Annotated in this window: 16 protein-coding genes; 9 read left to right on the top strand and 7 right to left on the bottom strand. The window is 60.2% G+C overall.

The genetic code is table 11. The features are described 5' to 3' along the window. Position 1: 1 nt before the first annotated feature. From BT179_RS00720 to BT179_RS00745, 6 genes are all read right to left on the bottom strand, one after another. Positions 2–364, bottom strand: coding sequence for a response regulator (locus tag BT179_RS00720; RefSeq protein ID WP_072394619.1), 363 nt, complete (start codon positions 362–364; stop codon positions 2–4). A gap of 23 nt (positions 365–387) precedes the next feature. Beyond that, positions 388–1,827, bottom strand: a complete 1,440-nt coding sequence (locus tag BT179_RS00725; RefSeq protein WP_072430491.1) for an ATPase domain-containing protein — start codon at positions 1,825–1,827, stop codon at positions 388–390. A gap of 179 nt (positions 1,828–2,006) precedes the next feature. After that, positions 2,007–3,296 carry an NAD(P)/FAD-dependent oxidoreductase gene (locus tag BT179_RS00730; RefSeq protein ID WP_072430490.1) on the bottom strand — a complete coding sequence of 430 codons (1,290 nt, stop codon included), beginning with the start codon at positions 3,294–3,296 and terminating at the stop codon, positions 2,007–2,009. Then, complete coding sequence (locus BT179_RS00735) at positions 3,293–4,039, bottom strand: amino acid ABC transporter ATP-binding protein (RefSeq protein ID WP_072430489.1); 747 nt, start codon at positions 4,037–4,039, stop codon at positions 3,293–3,295. Before BT179_RS00735 ends, BT179_RS00730 begins: the two co-directional genes overlap by 4 nt. Then, positions 4,036–4,692 carry an amino acid ABC transporter permease gene (locus BT179_RS00740; protein WP_072430488.1) on the bottom strand — a complete coding sequence of 219 codons (657 nt, stop codon included), beginning with the start codon at positions 4,690–4,692 and terminating at the stop codon, positions 4,036–4,038. The genes BT179_RS00735 and BT179_RS00740 overlap by 4 nt, the downstream gene beginning before the upstream one ends. Positions 4,693–4,752: 60 nt before the next feature. Continuing rightward, positions 4,753–5,511, bottom strand: coding sequence for an ABC transporter substrate-binding protein (locus BT179_RS00745; protein WP_072430487.1), 759 nt, complete (start codon positions 5,509–5,511; stop codon positions 4,753–4,755). Positions 5,512–5,674: 163 nt separating this feature from the next. On the opposite strand from BT179_RS00745, the gene BT179_RS00750 reads away from it, so the two are divergent. Next, positions 5,675–6,451 (top strand): IclR family transcriptional regulator, encoded by a 777-nt coding sequence (locus BT179_RS00750; RefSeq protein ID WP_072430486.1) that lies wholly within the window; start codon positions 5,675–5,677, stop codon positions 6,449–6,451. A gap of 251 nt (positions 6,452–6,702) precedes the next feature. Here BT179_RS00750 and BT179_RS00755 read toward each other — a convergent pair whose 3' ends face one another. Continuing rightward, positions 6,703–7,668 (bottom strand): LysR family transcriptional regulator, encoded by a 966-nt coding sequence (locus tag BT179_RS00755; protein ID WP_072430485.1) that lies wholly within the window; start codon positions 7,666–7,668, stop codon positions 6,703–6,705. 295 nt (positions 7,669–7,963) lie between these two features. Here BT179_RS00755 and argH point away from each other — a divergent pair, with 295 nt between their 5' ends. The 8 genes from argH to BT179_RS00795 all read left to right on the top strand — a co-directional run bounded on the left by argH (position 7,964) and on the right by BT179_RS00795 (position 16,437). Next, entirely contained in the window at positions 7,964–9,391 is a 1,428-nt protein-coding gene (argH, locus tag BT179_RS00760; RefSeq protein ID WP_072430484.1) for an argininosuccinate lyase, read from the top strand. 73 nt (positions 9,392–9,464) lie between these two features. Then, positions 9,465–10,343, top strand: a complete 879-nt coding sequence (locus BT179_RS00765) for an amino acid ABC transporter permease (protein WP_060742901.1) — start codon at positions 9,465–9,467, stop codon at positions 10,341–10,343. Positions 10,344–10,353: 10 nt separating this feature from the next. After that, entirely contained in the window at positions 10,354–11,118 is a 765-nt protein-coding gene (locus BT179_RS00770) for an amino acid ABC transporter ATP-binding protein (protein ID WP_072394591.1), read from the top strand. A 39-nt stretch (positions 11,119–11,157) separates the two neighbouring features. Continuing rightward, positions 11,158–11,982, top strand: coding sequence for an ABC transporter substrate-binding protein (locus BT179_RS00775; protein ID WP_072430483.1), 825 nt, complete (start codon positions 11,158–11,160; stop codon positions 11,980–11,982). Between the two features lie 141 nt (positions 11,983–12,123). Then, positions 12,124–12,966: a polysaccharide deacetylase family protein gene (locus BT179_RS00780; protein ID WP_072394582.1), complete on the top strand. Its 843-nt coding sequence runs from the start codon at positions 12,124–12,126 to the stop codon at positions 12,964–12,966. Next, positions 12,959–13,843 carry a polysaccharide deacetylase family protein gene (locus BT179_RS00785; protein ID WP_072430482.1) on the top strand — a complete coding sequence of 295 codons (885 nt, stop codon included), beginning with the start codon at positions 12,959–12,961 and terminating at the stop codon, positions 13,841–13,843. The genes BT179_RS00780 and BT179_RS00785 overlap by 8 nt, the downstream gene beginning before the upstream one ends. Beyond that, positions 13,840–15,189 carry an MmgE/PrpD family protein gene (locus BT179_RS00790; protein ID WP_072430481.1) on the top strand — a complete coding sequence of 450 codons (1,350 nt, stop codon included), beginning with the start codon at positions 13,840–13,842 and terminating at the stop codon, positions 15,187–15,189. Before BT179_RS00785 ends, BT179_RS00790 begins: the two co-directional genes overlap by 4 nt. A gap of 69 nt (positions 15,190–15,258) precedes the next feature. After that, positions 15,259–16,437, top strand: a complete 1,179-nt coding sequence (locus BT179_RS00795) for an MFS transporter (RefSeq protein ID WP_072394573.1) — start codon at positions 15,259–15,261, stop codon at positions 16,435–16,437. Positions 16,438–16,558: the final 121 nt, after the last annotated feature.

The following is a 16,558-nucleotide window of genomic DNA, read 5'->3' on the forward strand; positions in this document are numbered from 1 at the left end:
ATCACTCTGCAACCAGCAGCCTCTTCACCTCGGCGACAATCGAGTCTATGTCGAATGGCTTGGGCAGCACCGCATCGAACAGGTCCGATCGCGTCATGCCCAGGTGCGCCTGGGCACCGCTCATCAAGATGATGGGCAGCCCATTGACGGACGGCAAGGCTCGCACGGCCGTGGCGAACTCAAGACCATCCATGACCGGCATCATGAAGTCAGTAATGATCAGGGCTGGACGTTCTCTTTCCAGCACTTCGAGTCCTTTTTGACCATTGCTGGCCGTTACCACCATGAAGCCCTCGTCCTCTAGCGCAAAACTGAGGATGTCAGCGATCAGATACTCGTCGTCGACGACCAGGATGGTGGTCATGTCAATTCAACCCGCTCAAAGACTTATGATATTGAACCAGGCAATGACTCAGCTGAGACTGAAGGTTCATTTCTCAAAGCCTTTTCAAGGAAAACATCTTGATCCCGGATGACCACCTCGAATCGCGACGGGTCATAAGAGCTGTCTCGTACCTTAAGAATGGAGAGCGTCCTTCTTAGTTCAGAGCGATCCTCGAGGAAGCGCATGAGCATCAGGTTGTCGACGATGCTGGACAGGTCCGAGTTCGGTGAGCTGACCTCGGAGCCGAATAGGTCACGCATCTCCCAGGAGGCGAACACCGTAACGCCCCTGGCCCTGAGCTCGTTCATGAGCGCGCTGTAGAAATCCGTAATCCGCGCGGGGTTGGTCGAAGTCCGTGTCATGCCGCTCAGGCTATCGATGAACAGGCGCTTGATACCCTTTTCCTTAACGATGTCCAGCAGTCGTGCGCCGAGTCCGTCCAGCAGGCCTTCGGTGGTGGGCTGCCAGGCAATGCTCAATGCTCCGCTTTTTTCCATGCCTTCGATATCGATACCCAGGGAGAGGCCTTTGAGGCGCAGTCGCTGCGGGCTTTCATAGAATCCAAAATGCAAGCCAGGGGCGTCTGCCGTCGACTGGGCGAGGAATTTGAGACCCAGCGTCGTCTTCCCGATCCCGGAAGGACCAATGACCAGGGACACACTGGAGCTGTACAAGCCTCCGCCCAATATGTCATCCAGAGAGTCGATCCCGCTGGCGATACGCGTCATGTTGGCACTGTCCGGGGCGGAAGGACGACTGTACAGGCTTTCCAGGCGCGGATAGACAACCAGGCCGTCATCGTTGATTTCACATTCGTGAAGACCGGTCAGCGCGCTGCTGCCGCGGGTCTTGCGCAGCTGGATACGCCGTACCGAGCGCGTCCCGAACAGCTCCTCTCCCATTTCGATGACACCATCGACCATCGTGTGCTCGGGGCTGCCGTCGTCAAGCCGTGAACTGGTAAGGAACAATACGGTGCAACCGGCGAAAGCGGCATGTCCCTGCAGCTCCGAGATGAATTTCTTGGTATCGATAGGCGAATCGGCCTTGGAACGCGCATTGAGCAGACCATCGACCACCATCACGGTCGCCTTTTGTCGGCTGATCTCGCGTCTGAGCAACTTCACGACTTCATCCAGGCCTTCGTTTTCCAACGTATCGAATGCGCTGACAAACTGGATTTCGGCGCCGATCTTGGATGCGTCGAAAAAACTCAGCGTAGAAAGAAACTGGAAAAGTCGATCATGTGATTCGGCCAACAGCGTGGCGACTAAAACCCGGCCGCCACTGCGGGCGTGATGGAATCCAAGCTGGTTCGCCAGGATCGTCTTGCCTGACCCTGGGCGTCCCTGGATTATGTATGAAGCACCCGCGACCAACCCTCCCTGGAGCAGCGCGTCGAGTCCTTCGATTCCGCTTTCAAGGCGTTTTAGCTTTTCCACAATGCGACCCTGATCTGAAAAAACAGGCTGTTCAAGCCCAATGAAGGGGATGCTAACGCCATTTCCGCTTCGGAGCCATTCAGGTCGAGCGTAAAGTTGGATTGGGGATCGCTTGCCTTGGGCCGATACGCCTTGACGGACACCGCCTGGCCGACGCCCGCCGTTTCTTCAATCAGTGCTCAGAACAAGGCATCCAATAACCGGTAATAGCCGATCCCGGCCGCCAGATACAACCGCTGCAACCCGTGAAATGGAATTCGACGCAGCGGCATGACCGGGAACGGGAACGCCTGGGTCGCCCCCGACAGCTTCGCGGCCAGGTGCTTGCCTAACGCCGTGGACAGGGCGATGCCGCGACCGTTGTAACCAAGCAGGACGGACAGCCCCGGCGCAGGCTCATGGACATGCGGAAGAAAACTCTGGGTCAGCGCCACCCGACCACTCCACCGATACTCGACGGGCACCTGCGCCGCTTGCGGAAACAGCGCCGCCAGGGAACGCTCAAGGTGCGCCCAGTCGCGGGGCTGGGAAGGCTCCGAAAACGGCCCACGTCCCCCCAGGAGCAAACGCCCCTGGGCATCCAGCTTGAAGTACAGCAGCAAGCGTCGAGAGTCCGAACAGACCTCGCCACCGGGCAGGATGCTCTTGCGGATCGCCGATGGCAGCGGACGGGTCGCAATGATGAAGCTGTTGGCTGCAACGACAGTCTCGCGCAAGCCGGGCCACAGGTCGTCGGTATAGCCATCCGTGGCCAATAGCACCCGTTGCGCACTGACCCTGGCCCCTTGCACGGTGGACAACGTCCAGCCCGACGGCTGTCGCTGCAACCGCGTGACGCGGCTGTGGCCGTGGATCATCGCGCCCTGCCCCAATGCGGCCTTTGCCAGGCCACGGGCGTAACTCAGCGGATGCAAGCTGCCGGCCCGCGGATCAACCCAGCCACCCAGATAGTTGTCGGTACCGATGCGTTGGCTGACGGCAGTCCGGTCCAGCAGCTCCACCTGGACTCCACGGCGTTGCCACTGCCCGGCGCGCTGCTCGATGACTTTCATCGCGGCGGACGAACAAGCGGGTTGAATCCAGCCTTTCTGGGTCGCATCACAGTCGATTGCATACCGGCGGACCAACGAAAACACTTCGTCGGCGGCGCAACCGGCTACATCGAGCATCGCTTCGGCACGGGCCGCACCGAATTTGGCGTGCAATTGATCGGGATCGAACTTCAGCCCGGGAATCACCTGGCCGCCGTTGCGTCCCGAAGCCCCCCAGCCGGGCTCCCCGGCATCCAGCACACAGACATCGACCCCCGCCTCGGCCAATCGCAAGGCCGTGACCAAACCGGTGTAGCCGGCCCCCACGATGGCGATATCCACCTGTTTGTCTTCAGCCAGCGCCGGCGTTTGCACCGCCGGCGCAGCAGTCGCGGCCCAGAGCGAGGCCGGCAGTTGCGGTGCGAAAGGGGCATTCATGCCTGCACCTGCGCGTTGTGGTCGAGCAACCGGCGAAGAAAATCCTGGGTGCGTGGGTGGGTCGGGGTGCTCAATACTTCTCGGGCCGGCCCTGACTCGACGATCTTGCCGCCGTGAAGGAAGCAGACCTTGTCGGCCACGTCCCGAGCGAACGCCATTTCGTGTGTCACCACGATCATGGTCATGCCCTCGTTGGCCAGGTTACGCATCACCGTCAACACCTCGCCCACCAGCTCTGGATCCAGGGCCGAGGTCGGTTCGTCGAAGAGAATCGCCTGGGGGTTCATCGCCAGTGCCCGGGCAATGGCGACACGTTGCTGCTGCCCACCGGACAGTTCGTCCGGGTAGGCATTCATCCGATGGGACAAGCCGACCTTATCCATCAGCGCCTCGGCATTTCTGCGGGCGACCTGAGGTTTTTCCTTCTTCACGTAGATGGGCCCCTCCATGACATTTTCCAGGGCCGTACGGTGCGGGAACAGGTTGAAACGCTGGAAAACCATCGCCACCCGGGTGCGAATGTCGTGGATGCTCCTGGCGTTGCGATCAACCCGTTCTCGGCTGACCAGAACGTCGCCCTGGTCATAACTCTCCAGGCCGTTGATACAACGCAGCAACGTAGACTTTCCCGACCCCGATGGGCCGATCAGGCACACCACTTCACCGCTCTTGACCTGCAAGTCGATGCCTTCGAGGACCGGCACGCTGCCGTAACGCTTGTGAATGCCCTTGATCTCGATCATGACGTTCTCCGGGTGCTGAAGCGTGCTTCCAGACGACGCAGCGCAAAGGACAGCGGCAGGCTCATCGCCAGGTAGAGCAATGCCACCAGGGTGTAGACCGTCATGTTCTCGAAGGTAGAAGAGGCGATCAGTTGCCCCGCACGCGTCATCTCGGCCACGGTGATAGTGGAGACCAGCGACGAGTCCTTGAGCATCATGACCAGGGTGTTGCCGTAGGGCGGCAAGGCAATGCGCAATGCCTGGGGCAGCACCACTCGCCGCATCACCATCGCACCGCGCATGCCCAGGGATTCGGCCGCCTCGATCTGCCCTTGCTGGATCGCCTGGATACCGGCCCGGAAGTTCTCGGCCTGATACGCCGAATAAGCGATCCCCAGGCCAATGATGCCGGCCTGCATTGCAGTCAGCTGGATGCCGAATTCCGGCAGGACGAAATAGATATAGAACAGCTGCACAATGATCGGCAGCCCGCGGATGACGTTCACCACGCTGATGGCGAACAAGGCGATCGCCCTTATCCTGGAAACCATCATCAGGGCCAGGACCAACCCGATCAACGAGCTGAGGACAAACGACCCGGCCGTCACCTCAAGAGTGACCACCGCCCCTTTGAGCAGGATTGGAAGGAAGTCCAAGGCATTCTGGAGAAACATAAGGCTACCCACGAAACAATGAGTGGACCCGCCCGCCGTTGCGGGCGGTCGACAAAACCGTCAGTTGAGCTTCCACTTCCTGATGATCTGGTCGAGGGAACCATCGGCCTTGATAGCGGCGATGCCTTTGTTGACCTGCGCAAGCTTCTCACTGTCTCCCTTGCGCATGATCAGGCAGACATCCCCCATCACCACGGGCTGGTAGCTCTGGACCAGATGCACCTTGTTCTGCGTGCCTTGAGCCAACTGGTAGGCGACCACCGGACGATCGGCAAAGCCTGCCTTGATCCGACCAAGCGCCAGGTCGCGCATCAGGTCGGGAATCGAGTCGTAGCCACGCACTTCCTTGAAGACACCGCGCTTGTTCAGCTCATCGATGAACACCGTGCCGACCTGAGCGCCGACCACCTCACCGGCAAAATCCTCCATGCGGGTGTACGGGGTCTGGTCGTCGGCCTTGACGATCAGACCCTCGCCATAGCTGAAGACCGGGTCGGAATACTGCACCACCTTTTCCCGCGCCGGCGTGCGAAGAATGGCGGCGGAAATCAGGTCGATCTTGTTTGAAGTCAGGGAGGGAATCAGCGAAGCGAAGGTGGTCTGCTGGATCTCCACCTCGAAGCCGCCAGCCTTGGCCACTGCCTGCGCGGCGTCGACCATCATGCCCTGGATACTCTGGCTCTTGACGTCGAGGAAGGTGAAGGGAATACCCGTCGCGGTTGCGCCAACCTTGTAGACGGGTTCGGCGGCGACGCTGGCCGAAGCGATGCCGCAGGCCAGAGCGACAACGAGCGTGAGTGCACGAAAGCGAGTAAGCATGGCGTATCTCCCAATGGACGCTTTTATTTGTCTTAAGTCCGGTAAGGGTGCCCCAGGTGTATGGCAGGAGGCTCAAAATGAATATAAACGATTTACTTGAATCGTAAAGAGATTTATAAGTATCGAATATCGATATACATGAAGCAAAAACAAGGAATTCCACATGAGCGAAACCCCTCACCCTCTGTTCAATCAGTCGCTGGAGAAAGGCCTGGCGGTGCTGCGAGCCTTCAACGCATCCCGGCGCACGATGAATCTGGCGGATATCGCGCAAGCGGCGGATATCAATAAAAGCTCCGCGCAACGCATGATCCACACCCTCGAAGAGCTTGGTTACGTGCGCAAGCATCCGCAGACCAAACGCTTCCAGCTGACCCCGAAGGTCATGGAGATCGGCTACAACTACCTGGCCGCCGATACGCTGGTCGACGTGGCCAACCCGTTCCTTGCCGAGCTGGCCCAGGCTACCGGGGAGACGACCAACCTGACCGAGCCCGACGGACTGGACATGGTGTACGTGGCACGCTTCGTGGCACCGAAATTCATCCCGATCCACATGCCCATCGGCAGCCGGATACCAATGTACTGCACCGGTTCCGGACGGGCCTTCCTGAGCGCCCTGCCCGACGACGAACTCACTGCCGTACTGCACGCCAGCGAGCGCAAACGCCATACCCAGTACACCCTGACCGCGGTCGACGACATCATCGAGCAGATCGAGACCACGCGGCGCAGAGGCTACGCCACGAACAAGGAAGAGTTGTTCCTGGGCGACATGTCCATTGCTGCGCCAATCATCGGCAGCCAGGGCCTGCCGGTAGCGGCCGTGCATGTGGTGGTGCCCAGCAGCCGCTGGACCATGGAGGAAGCCGAGCGCAAGCTGGCGCCCGCGGTCATCGAATGTGCACGGGCGATTCGTTCGTCGATACGGACCCTTTAGCAGATTGCTCCAGTGGACAGACACCCTGTCCCTTGCACAAATCCAATTATTACCACCGTCGCTTAGAGGGTGGACTGCGCATACAGGATAGGGTGATTGAGCCCTGGGCTAGTTCAACTGGGAGCCCTTCCAACGAAACACGCCGGGGCAGGTAGCAGTATTTGAACTAGAACAGCACCAACGGTTTGATGGTGCAACTTACCTATCACTCCGGTTGCCGCCAAGGCTCGTGAGTGACTCACACAGAAACATCAAACCGAAGCCTTCAGATCCACCCCCAGCGCCCGGGCAAAGGCCTTGACCAAGGGGCTGCGTACAGTGTTGTGACGCAGTATCAGACTGAACGGCGTGACGATGTTGAACAGGTCTGGACATACTGCGCGAAACTCTCCCCGCGCCACCATCGATGCGGCGTAATGCTGGGGCAGGAACCCGAGGAAACGCCCCGTCTTGATCAGCAGCGCCACGGCTTCCACTTGGGTGGCTGAGGCGGAGAAGCTGTCGTAGTGCGCAAACTTCAGTTTGTCGCGATGAATCGCGTAGCGATGGTTGACGCATTCGTACTCCTTGAGCACATGTGCGCCAATGTCCTCGTCCGCCATGGAGAACAGCGGGTGGCCAAGTGCGCAATAGACCTGCGAACGTTCTTCATAGAGTTCGTAGTAATCGAACTCTTCGCGTTTTTGATAAATCGGTACGATTCCCGCTACCAACCGCCCTTCGACGACACCTCTTTCGACTTCATCGAGTTGTGAAGCCTGAAGTTGAAACCGGACTTTGGGCGACTGTTCATTCATTTGCCTGAGCGCAGCAACTAACGGGGAGTTATCATCCGAGATAGTATTATCAATAACCCCCACACCAAGATCACCAACAAGTTCGTTCTGCGCTGAACTAAGTCGGTCACGGAAGTTGTCGACCGAGGCAAATAAGTCTATCGATGCCTGATACACCAGACGCCCTTCTTCCGTCAGGTGAAAGCCCTCGCGCCCACGCGTACAAAGGCGCATCCCGATACGGATTTCCAAGTCGGAAATCTGTTTGCTGATGGCTGCCAGCCCCACGTTCAGCTCATTTTGTGCGGCACTAAAGCCTCCCGCCTCGACCACCGCCTTGAACACTTTGAGCAATTTGAAGTCCAGCCCGCTGAGGGCCAACGGTGCCCTTTGCGGGGTTCTTGGCGGCGGGTTTCCGGAATTGGAAAGTGGGGTTTCCATAATGCTTATTTACCTCTGGCGCTCTATTCAACAACCTGTGCCCAACAACAAGAACAAGCTGGCCCAATAATAATGAACACAGAAAACCAAGCTTGGCAACCGCCAATAAATTCCGAACATCAGCGCCAAAACGCTGGTCGCGAAACATCAAAAGCTGACAGTTCGATCAGCGCTCGCACCGATGCAACTGCCCTCTTGAAAACTGCTCTGGCCTGACTTCGCTCGCTGATTTTCGTAGCGACGTCGTGGCCTGGAGTACCCGTTTCAGTTCGCGAAACCGACGAGGAAAACAACAATGTCTCAAACCACCGACCGACTCTGGGGAGCTCGCTTCAAATGCGGCCCTTCCGAAGCCTTGGCGGCCCTGTCCCGTTGCCCTGAGCGCTACTTCCGGCTCACCCCGTACGACCTCGCCGGCTCCAAGGCCCATGCCCGGGAATTGCAGCGCGCCGGACTGCTGAACGAGCAAGAAACCCTGACCATGCTCGACGCCCTGGAACGCATCGGCGCGGACTATCGCGCCGGCAGCATCGCCCCGACCCTGGATGATGAAGACGTCCACACCTTCATCGAGCGCCTGCTGACCGAACGGCTTGGCGCCTTGGGTGGCAAGCTGCGGGCCGGTCGTTCGCGCAACGACCAGACCGCCAACGATCTGCGGCTGTTCCTGCGTGACCACGTACGCACCGTGGCCGTTGAAGTGCTGGCCCTGCAGCAGGCGTTGGTGGAACAGGCCGAGCAACACATCGAAAGCATCTGCCCCGGCTTCACCCATCTGCAGCAGGCGCAACCGATCGTGTTTGCTCACCACCTGCTGGCCCACGCCCAGTCGATGCTGCGCGACGTACAACGGTTGGTGGACTGGGACGCACGGACGTCGCTGTCGCCACTCGGTGCGGCGGCCATGGCGGGCTCGGCGATCGCTCGCCTACCTCAACAATCGGCAAAGGAAATGGGCTACAGCGGCGTTTGCGAAAACTCCATCGACGCCGTGGCCAGCCGCGATCACGTCGCCGAGTTCCTGTTCATCGCCAGCATGCTCGGCATCAATATCTCGCGCCTTGCCGAAGAGTTCTGCCTGTGGTCATCGCGGCAATTTCGCTGGGTCGCACTGGACGATGCCTACGCCACCGGCAGCTCGATCATGCCCCAGAAGAAGAATCCGGACATCGCCGAACTGGCGCGAGGCAAGGCCGGTCGCCTGATCGGCAACCTGACCGGCCTGCTCTCCACGCTCAAATCCCTGCCCCTGTCCTACAACCGCGACCTGAGCGAAGACAAGAACGGTGTGCTCGACAGCGTCGACACGCTGCTACTGGTATTGCCCGCCATGGCGGGAATGGTGGCGACCATGAAAGTCAATGTCGAGGAGTTGCGCCGCCAGGCACCGCTGGGCTTCACCCTCGCCACCGAAGTTGCCGATTGGCTGGCGGTGCGCGGCGTACCGTTCAAGGAAGCTCACGAAATCACCGGTGCTTTGGTCCAGGCGTGCGAGAAACACGACATCGAACTGTGGGAGGCCTCCCCCGCTCTGCTGGCGGAAGTCGATCCTCGCCTCACCCCGGAGGTACGCGAAAGCCTGACCCTCGAAGCCGCCATCGCTGCCCGCAATGGCTGGGGTGGGACCGCGCCACAACAGGTACGCGAACAGATCGGACGCTTGAAAGCCGCCCTCGCCACCCAGCAGCAATGGACCGAGGACTATCAGGGCTTGCGCCTCTGAGCAACACACCGGACCTGTGGGAGCGAGCTTGCTCCCACAGCGATAGCGCTGCAACCGAGTACGGAGAAACAACATGAGCCAGACACAGGCAGAACGACTCCAGGCGGAGCGCAAGCTGGCGGAAAACCAGTTCGACATCACCCAGTACGATCATGTGCCCCGGCGCTACTACGGGCGTATCTTCTTCGCCACGCTGATCGTCATCGCCCTTGTTGGCCTGGTGCGTGCCTTCGCCGAAGGCAAGATCGAATGGTCGTACATCGGCCAGTTCCTGACCTCCGAGGCGATCATGTGGGGCTTGCTCAACACCATCGTCATGGCGGTATTGGCCATGGCGCTGGGCATCGTGTTCGGCGTGATCACCGCGATCATGCGCATGTCGGCCAACCCGATCCTGCGCTATGTGGCCGTGACCTACACCTGGCTGTTTCGCGGCACGCCGTTGATCCTGCAACTGCTCCTGTGGTTCAACCTGGCGCTGATCTTCCCCACCATCGGCATTCCCGGCCTGTTCGAAATGGACACCGTGAGCCTGATGACTCCGTTCGCGGCGGCCTTGCTGGGCTTGAGCATCAACCAGGGTGCCTACACCGCCGAAGTGGTGCGCGCCGGCCTGCTGTCGGTGGACACCGGGCAATATGAGGCTGCCAAATCGATCGGCATGCCACGCCTGCAAGCGCTGCGCCGGATCATCCTGCCCCAGGCCATGCGGATCATTATTCCGCCGGTAGGCAACGAGTTCATCGGCATGGTGAAGATGACCTCGCTGGCGAGCGTGATCCAATACTCGGAATTGCTCTACAACGCCCAGAACATCTACTACGCCAACGCCCGCGTGATGGAGCTGCTGATCGTTGCCGGCATCTGGTACCTGGCCACCGTCACCGTCCTGTCCTTTGGTCAGAGTCGCCTGGAGCGTCGTTTCGCCCGCGGCGCCGGCAAGCGTTCCTGAGGAGTTCCACATGAGAAGCATCGTCAAGGCCGTGAGCCTGAATAAATATTACGACCAGTTCCACGCGCTCAAGGACATCAACATCGAAGTCGAGCAAGGCGAAGTGCTGTGCATCATCGGCCCGTCCGGCTCGGGAAAAAGCACCTTGCTGCGCTGCGTCAACCAGTTGGAAAAAATCGACAAGGGCGGCCTGTGGGTCGACGGCGAACTGGTGGGCTACCGGATCGTCGGCAACAAGTTGCACGAACTCAACGAAACCCAGATCGCCCGCCAGCGGCTGTCCACCGGCATGGTGTTTCAACGGTTCAACCTGTTTCCTCACATGACCGTGTTGCAGAACATCATCGAAGGACCGTGCCAGGTACTCAAGCGCTCCCCCAAAGAAGCGAATGAGGAGGCCCTGGAATTGCTCGCCCGTGTCGGCCTGGCGGACAAGTGCAACAGCTACCCGATCGAGCTTTCGGGCGGCCAGCAGCAACGTGTGGCCATCGCTCGTGCATTGGCCATGCGTCCCAAGCTGATGCTGTTCGATGAACCCACTTCGGCACTCGACCCGGAACTGGTCGGTGAGGTGCTGTCGGTGATGCGCGATCTTGCGCAGACCGGCATGACCATGATCGTCGTCACCCATGAACTGGGCTTCGCTCGCGAAGTTTCCAATCGCATGGTGTTCATGGACGGCGGGCAGATCGTGGAGGCTGGAAGCCCCGAAGAAATACTAATAAGTCCACAGAACCCTCGCACCCAAAGCTTCATTTCTGCCGTTCGAACCTAAGCGTCCGTTGACGCTCACAACACTCATAAGAGAACGACCATGAAGAACTTCTTTATCCCCGCAGTACTCGCTGGCGTCATGGCTTGCGGCTTCACCTTCGCGGCCGAATTGCCGGCAAGCATCAAGGCCAAGGGCGAAATCGTCGTGGCGATCATGCCGAACTACCCGCCGATGGACTTCAAGGACCCGGCCACCAACACCCTCACCGGCTTTGACTATGACCTGGGCAACGCCCTGGCCGAGCGCCTGGGTGTGAAGATCAAGTGGCAGGAAACAGGCTTTGAACAAATGATCAACGCCCTGACCACCGACCGCGTGGACATGGTGCTGTCGGGCATGACCGACACCGCCGAACGCCAGGCCAGCGTGACCTTCATCGACTACTTCACCAGTGGTCCGCAGTTCTACACCTTGCAGAAAAACAAGGACACCAACGAGATCCTCGACCTGTGCGGCAAGAAAGTCGGCACCAGCCGCCGCACCACCTTTCCAGCGGAAATCGCCGAGTGGAGCAAGGCCAACTGTGAGGCCGCCGGCAAGCCGGGGATCAACGTGGTCGGCACCGAAGGCTCGGCCGATGCCCGGGCGCAACTGCGCCAGAGCCGCATCGATGCAGCCATGCAGGGCAGCGAAACCCTGCCTTACCTCAAGACCCAGGAAAAGGACATGTACAAGACCGTGGGCCTGCCGATCTCCGAGCAGTACACCGGCATGGGCGTGAGCAAGAAGAAACCTGAGCTCAGCGAAGCGGTGAAGGTCGCGCTGCAAAGCATGATCGATGACGGCAGCTACCAGGCGATCCTGAAGAAGTGGGATCTGGAACTGGGAGCGATCAAGACCGCGACCATCAACGCCGGGAAGTGATCGCACAGGCCATTTGATTCCGATGTGGCTGCGGGCTTGCTTGTGAGTGTTCCAACGTCAATGTTGCTTCACTCGACGCCATCGCGAGCAAGCCCCGCCACAAAGGGTCTGGTGTCTACGAATAAAGATGGAGCACTACCGATGCCCTCCTCACCCACCTGGCCCGCGCCGCACAAGGCTTGCCTGGCCCTGGCCTTCGACCTCGATGGCCCGACCGGTGATGCCATGCTCAACGGCTCGATCTGGCGTAAGCCCGAGTACTTCGGGTTCGGCGGCTATGGCCCTTACCGTGCACTGCCGCGCCTGCTCGATGTGCTCGACGAATTCCGGATCCCGACGACATTCTTCGTCCCCGCCTGGGTCGTGGAGAACTGGCCGAGACAATGCCAGGCGATTGTCGAGCGTGGGCATGAGGTGGCTTATCACGGCTACAAACACGAATCCTTTTATGCCCTGACACTGGATCGGCAAAAGGAAGTCATGCAGATCTCCCGCGAGGTGTTCTGGAAACACCTGCACATCCGCGCAGAAGGCTTCCGCACGCCGTCCGGCGACTGGCGCGCCGAGACCCCGGCCATGCTGGTGGAAGCCGGGGTGATCTATTCCAGCAGCATGCGCGGCGACGACCGACCGTACCTGATGGAGGTAGCGGGTTTCGATACGCCGCTGGTGGAAATTCCAGGCCGATGGGAAATGGACGATTACGCGTCCCTCGCCTACACCCGCGCGCCGAACTTTCCTTCCGGGTTGGACCGTACGGCCAGTTACGCGCTGACCCTGGACAACTGGTGCCGCGAATATGACGGCGCGATGGACGAAGGGTTGTGCCTGACCACCCTCTTGCACCCGAAAATCATCGGTAAGCCGGGACGCCTCCTGCTGCTGGAAAAGCTTTTCGAACACATGCGTCGGCGCGATGACGTGTGGTTCGCCACCTGCCGCGACGTCGCCCACTTCTGGTTGAAGGAGCACCGCCATGGCTGATTCCATCTGGCCGGAAGGCTATCGCTGCGCTGTGGTACTGACCGTCGATTACAACGACATCCATGGCATCCTCACACAAGCCCCGGAAGTGGCCGGGCGTGACAAGACCTTATCGGTATGGCGCTACGGTACCCAACGCGGCGTGGCGCGCTTGCTCGGCCTGTTCAAGGAACTCGGGGTCTGCAGCAGTTGGTTCGTCCCCGGCATCGTGGCCGAGGAAAACCCAGCGCTCATCCAGACGATCCAGGACGACGGTCATGAGATCGCCTGCGCCGGCTACCGTCATCAGGATTACGATGCGCTAGACCTGGACGCCCAGGGCGCCGATGTCGCCAAAGGCTGCGAGACCCTGGGCAGGCTGACCGGCAAGCGCCCGGTCGGCTTTCGAATCCCGGCGGGCAATGGCGCGCCGGGATTCATCGGCGCATTGAAGGACCAAGGCATCCGCTGGTCCTCGTCATGGCGTGGCGATGACTTGCCATTCGCTCACCCGACGGCGCCCGCTGTCATTGAAGTGCCGCTGCATTATGAGCTGGAAGACGAGCCTTACTTCGCCTTCAACTTGAGCCCGGCGGTGCCACCGGCACAATCACGGATCGCCTCCTACAGCCACACCCTGGGCAACCTGCAAATGGATTTCGCCGGGTTTCACCGATTCGGCCTGTGCTACGTGCTTCGCCTGCACCCGGAAATCATCGCCACGCCGGGACGGATAGGCGTGTTGCGCGAGCTGATCGAGGGCATTCAACAGCACGATGACGTGTGGATCGCCACCGGCGCCGAGGTCGCGCAATGGTGGGCAAACAGCGCGGCGCCGGCAGCTGAGGATCATCCCGCATCGGTGTACGAGCGCCATTACCGGGATTACGTCTCATGAGCGAACGTTTGCAACGGTTGGCGCAATTCTGTGTCGATCTGCGGTTTGAAGATCTATCGCCTGCGTTGGTAACGCAAGCCAAGCGGCACATTCTCGATACGTTCGGCGCAACGTTGGCTGGCGCCGAGAGCGATATCGCCAAGCAGGCACACAAGGTGTTCGCTGGTGAAGCGGGCGAGGTACCGGTTTGGGGAACCGATCTGCAGGTCTGCGCGGGCCCGGCAGCGATGCTGAACGGCATCGCCGCCCATGCGCTGGAACTGGACGACACCGGCGGTTGCGATCACTCCGGGGCCGTCGTGCTGCCAGCGGCGATGGCGGCGGTTTCGCTGCGCGCACGGCCCGTGAGTGGTCGTGAATTCATCAGCGCCATCGTGATCGGCTATGAGGTTGGTCGCCGAGTGCTCGAAGCCTGCGGCGGCTATAGCGCCCACAATGGCGCCGGCTGGCACTCCACCGCGACCTGTGGGGTGTTCGGCGCAGCCGCCGCCAGTGCGCGCATCCTGGGTCTGGATACGCGGCAAACCCTGACGGCACTGGGCATTGCCGGCAGCTTCAGCGGTGGCCTGTGGGCCTTCATTCACGACGGCTCGCACAGCAAGAAGCTGCACAGCGGGCGCGCCGCAGAAGGTGGCCTGTTGGCTGCGCGGTTCATCCAACAAGGCATCAGCGGCCCGACGCAGTTATTCGATGACGTCTGGGGCGGTTTTCTGAACACCCTCGCCCCAGCGACTTCAAGGCCCGAAGCGCTGGATGCAGAGCTCGGCGTGAACTGGAAGCTCGCCCGCTGCTCGATCAAACCCTATGCCTCCTGTCGCGGCACCCATTCGGCCATCGACGCCCTCGGCCAGCTGTTGGAGCAGTTGAAGGTATCCGTTGACCAGGTCGAAAACCTGCACGTCGGGTTGAGCGGTTTTCTTCACGGCATGTGTGGCGGCCAGGATGTCACCCGTCTCGCAGCCGCGCAAATGAGCCTGCCGTATGCCCTCGCCGCGCGGTTGGTGCATGGGCATTGCCAACTGCACGCTTATGACGATCGGCAACGCAACGATCCTCTGGTGACTCAGTGCATGTCGCGCATCCAGCTTGAAGTGGACCCGCGACTGGATGAGGATGGCGAGCCTGTGGTGACCCTGCGGACCGTGGACGGTCGGCAGGCAAGCCTGTGTGTGGAAGTGCCCTTGGGAGCGCCGGGCAATCCACTTGCCGATGAGGCCCTGGATGAGAAGTTCTTCAGTTTGACGACGCGGGTAATGCCCCAGGAACGGGCTGCGGAACTACTGAAGCAACTGCGACGCATGGAAGACCTGGAATCGATACGTACGCTGGAACGGTGGCTGGGGTGATCAGGGTATCGACGGCTCGGGCGTCATCGCGGTGCACGCCAACAATCTGAATAAGGACATTTGCACCTCGTGGCCACTTACTCCCTCGTCATTCGACGCTTGATGATCGTTTCGCTGACCATTGTGGTGAGCCGCGCCATCACCAGCCCGTTGCTTACGCTGTTTCTGAGCAACAAGCTGGGCCTCAATCAACAAGATGTCGGCTTGCTGCTGGGCATCGCGGTGTTCATCGCCACCCTGCTGGCCTTGTACGGTGGCTACATCATCGACCGCCTGGAGAAGCGCCGGCTGCTGATCCTGGCGATGCTCTCCAGCGCCGTGGGTTTCGTCCTGCTGACCTTTGCCGAAAACCTTTACCTGACTACCTTGACCGTGGTGATCACCGAGACCGCGTCAGCCCTGTTTCTGATCGGCTCCAAAGCGATCCTCAGCGAAAACCTGCCCATCGGCCAGCGCGCCAAAGCGTTTTCCCTGCGCTACACCCTGACCAACATCGGCTACGCCACCGGTCCCATGCTCGGCGTGGTGATTGCGGGGGTCTACCCGATTGCGCCATTCCTGATCGCCGCAGGCATCGCGTTCTTCAGCGTCTTTCTGATGATGGGAATCCCCAGCGATGGAACGCCGACAGCGGCCCTTGGCCCACCGCCCAGCTTTCTCAAGACGTTGAAGACCCTGAAGAACGACCGCACGCTGATCATGTTCACCTGCGGCTGCCTGCTCAGCACCGTGGTGCACGGGCGCTTCACGCTCTATCTGTCGCAATACCTGCTGGTCACTCACGACGCCAAGCGTGCACTGGAGATCATGGCCGCCCTGCTCGCCTGCAACGCAATCACGGTGATTGTGCTGCAATACCAGATCGGCCGGTTCCTCGACCGCGAGAAGCTGCGCTACTGGATCGCTGCGGGCACCAGCCTGTTCATGCTTGGCCTGATCGGATTCAGCCTGGCGGACGACATGCTGAGTTGGTGCGTGGCGATGTTCATTTTCACGCTCGGTGAAATGATCATCTACCCGGCCGAATTTCTCTTCGTCGATACCCTGGCCCCGGAAGAACTGCGCGGCAGCTACTACGGCGCCCAGAACCTGGCCGCCCTGGGCGGCGCCCTGAGCCCGGTGATCTGCGGGTACCTGCTGATACAAACCCCGGCACCGACGATGTTCTATGCCTTGAGCGCCTTGACTGCGATGGGCGGGCTGCTGTGTTTCATGAGCGGGCGTCGGGTGGCGGCCGTGCAGAAGTGATTCATGGAACGGCATTCTTGCTGTAAGACGGCTCGGCGGCGTGAGCAACGCCAGGTTCCGGAACATCGGATCCATGACTGACGATCAGGGCAGCGACCAGTGATCAATAGTTTAGAAATCT

This window comes from Pseudomonas sp. NFACC43, assembly GCF_900119645.1.
Lineage (GTDB): Bacteria > Pseudomonadota > Gammaproteobacteria > Pseudomonadales > Pseudomonadaceae > Aquipseudomonas.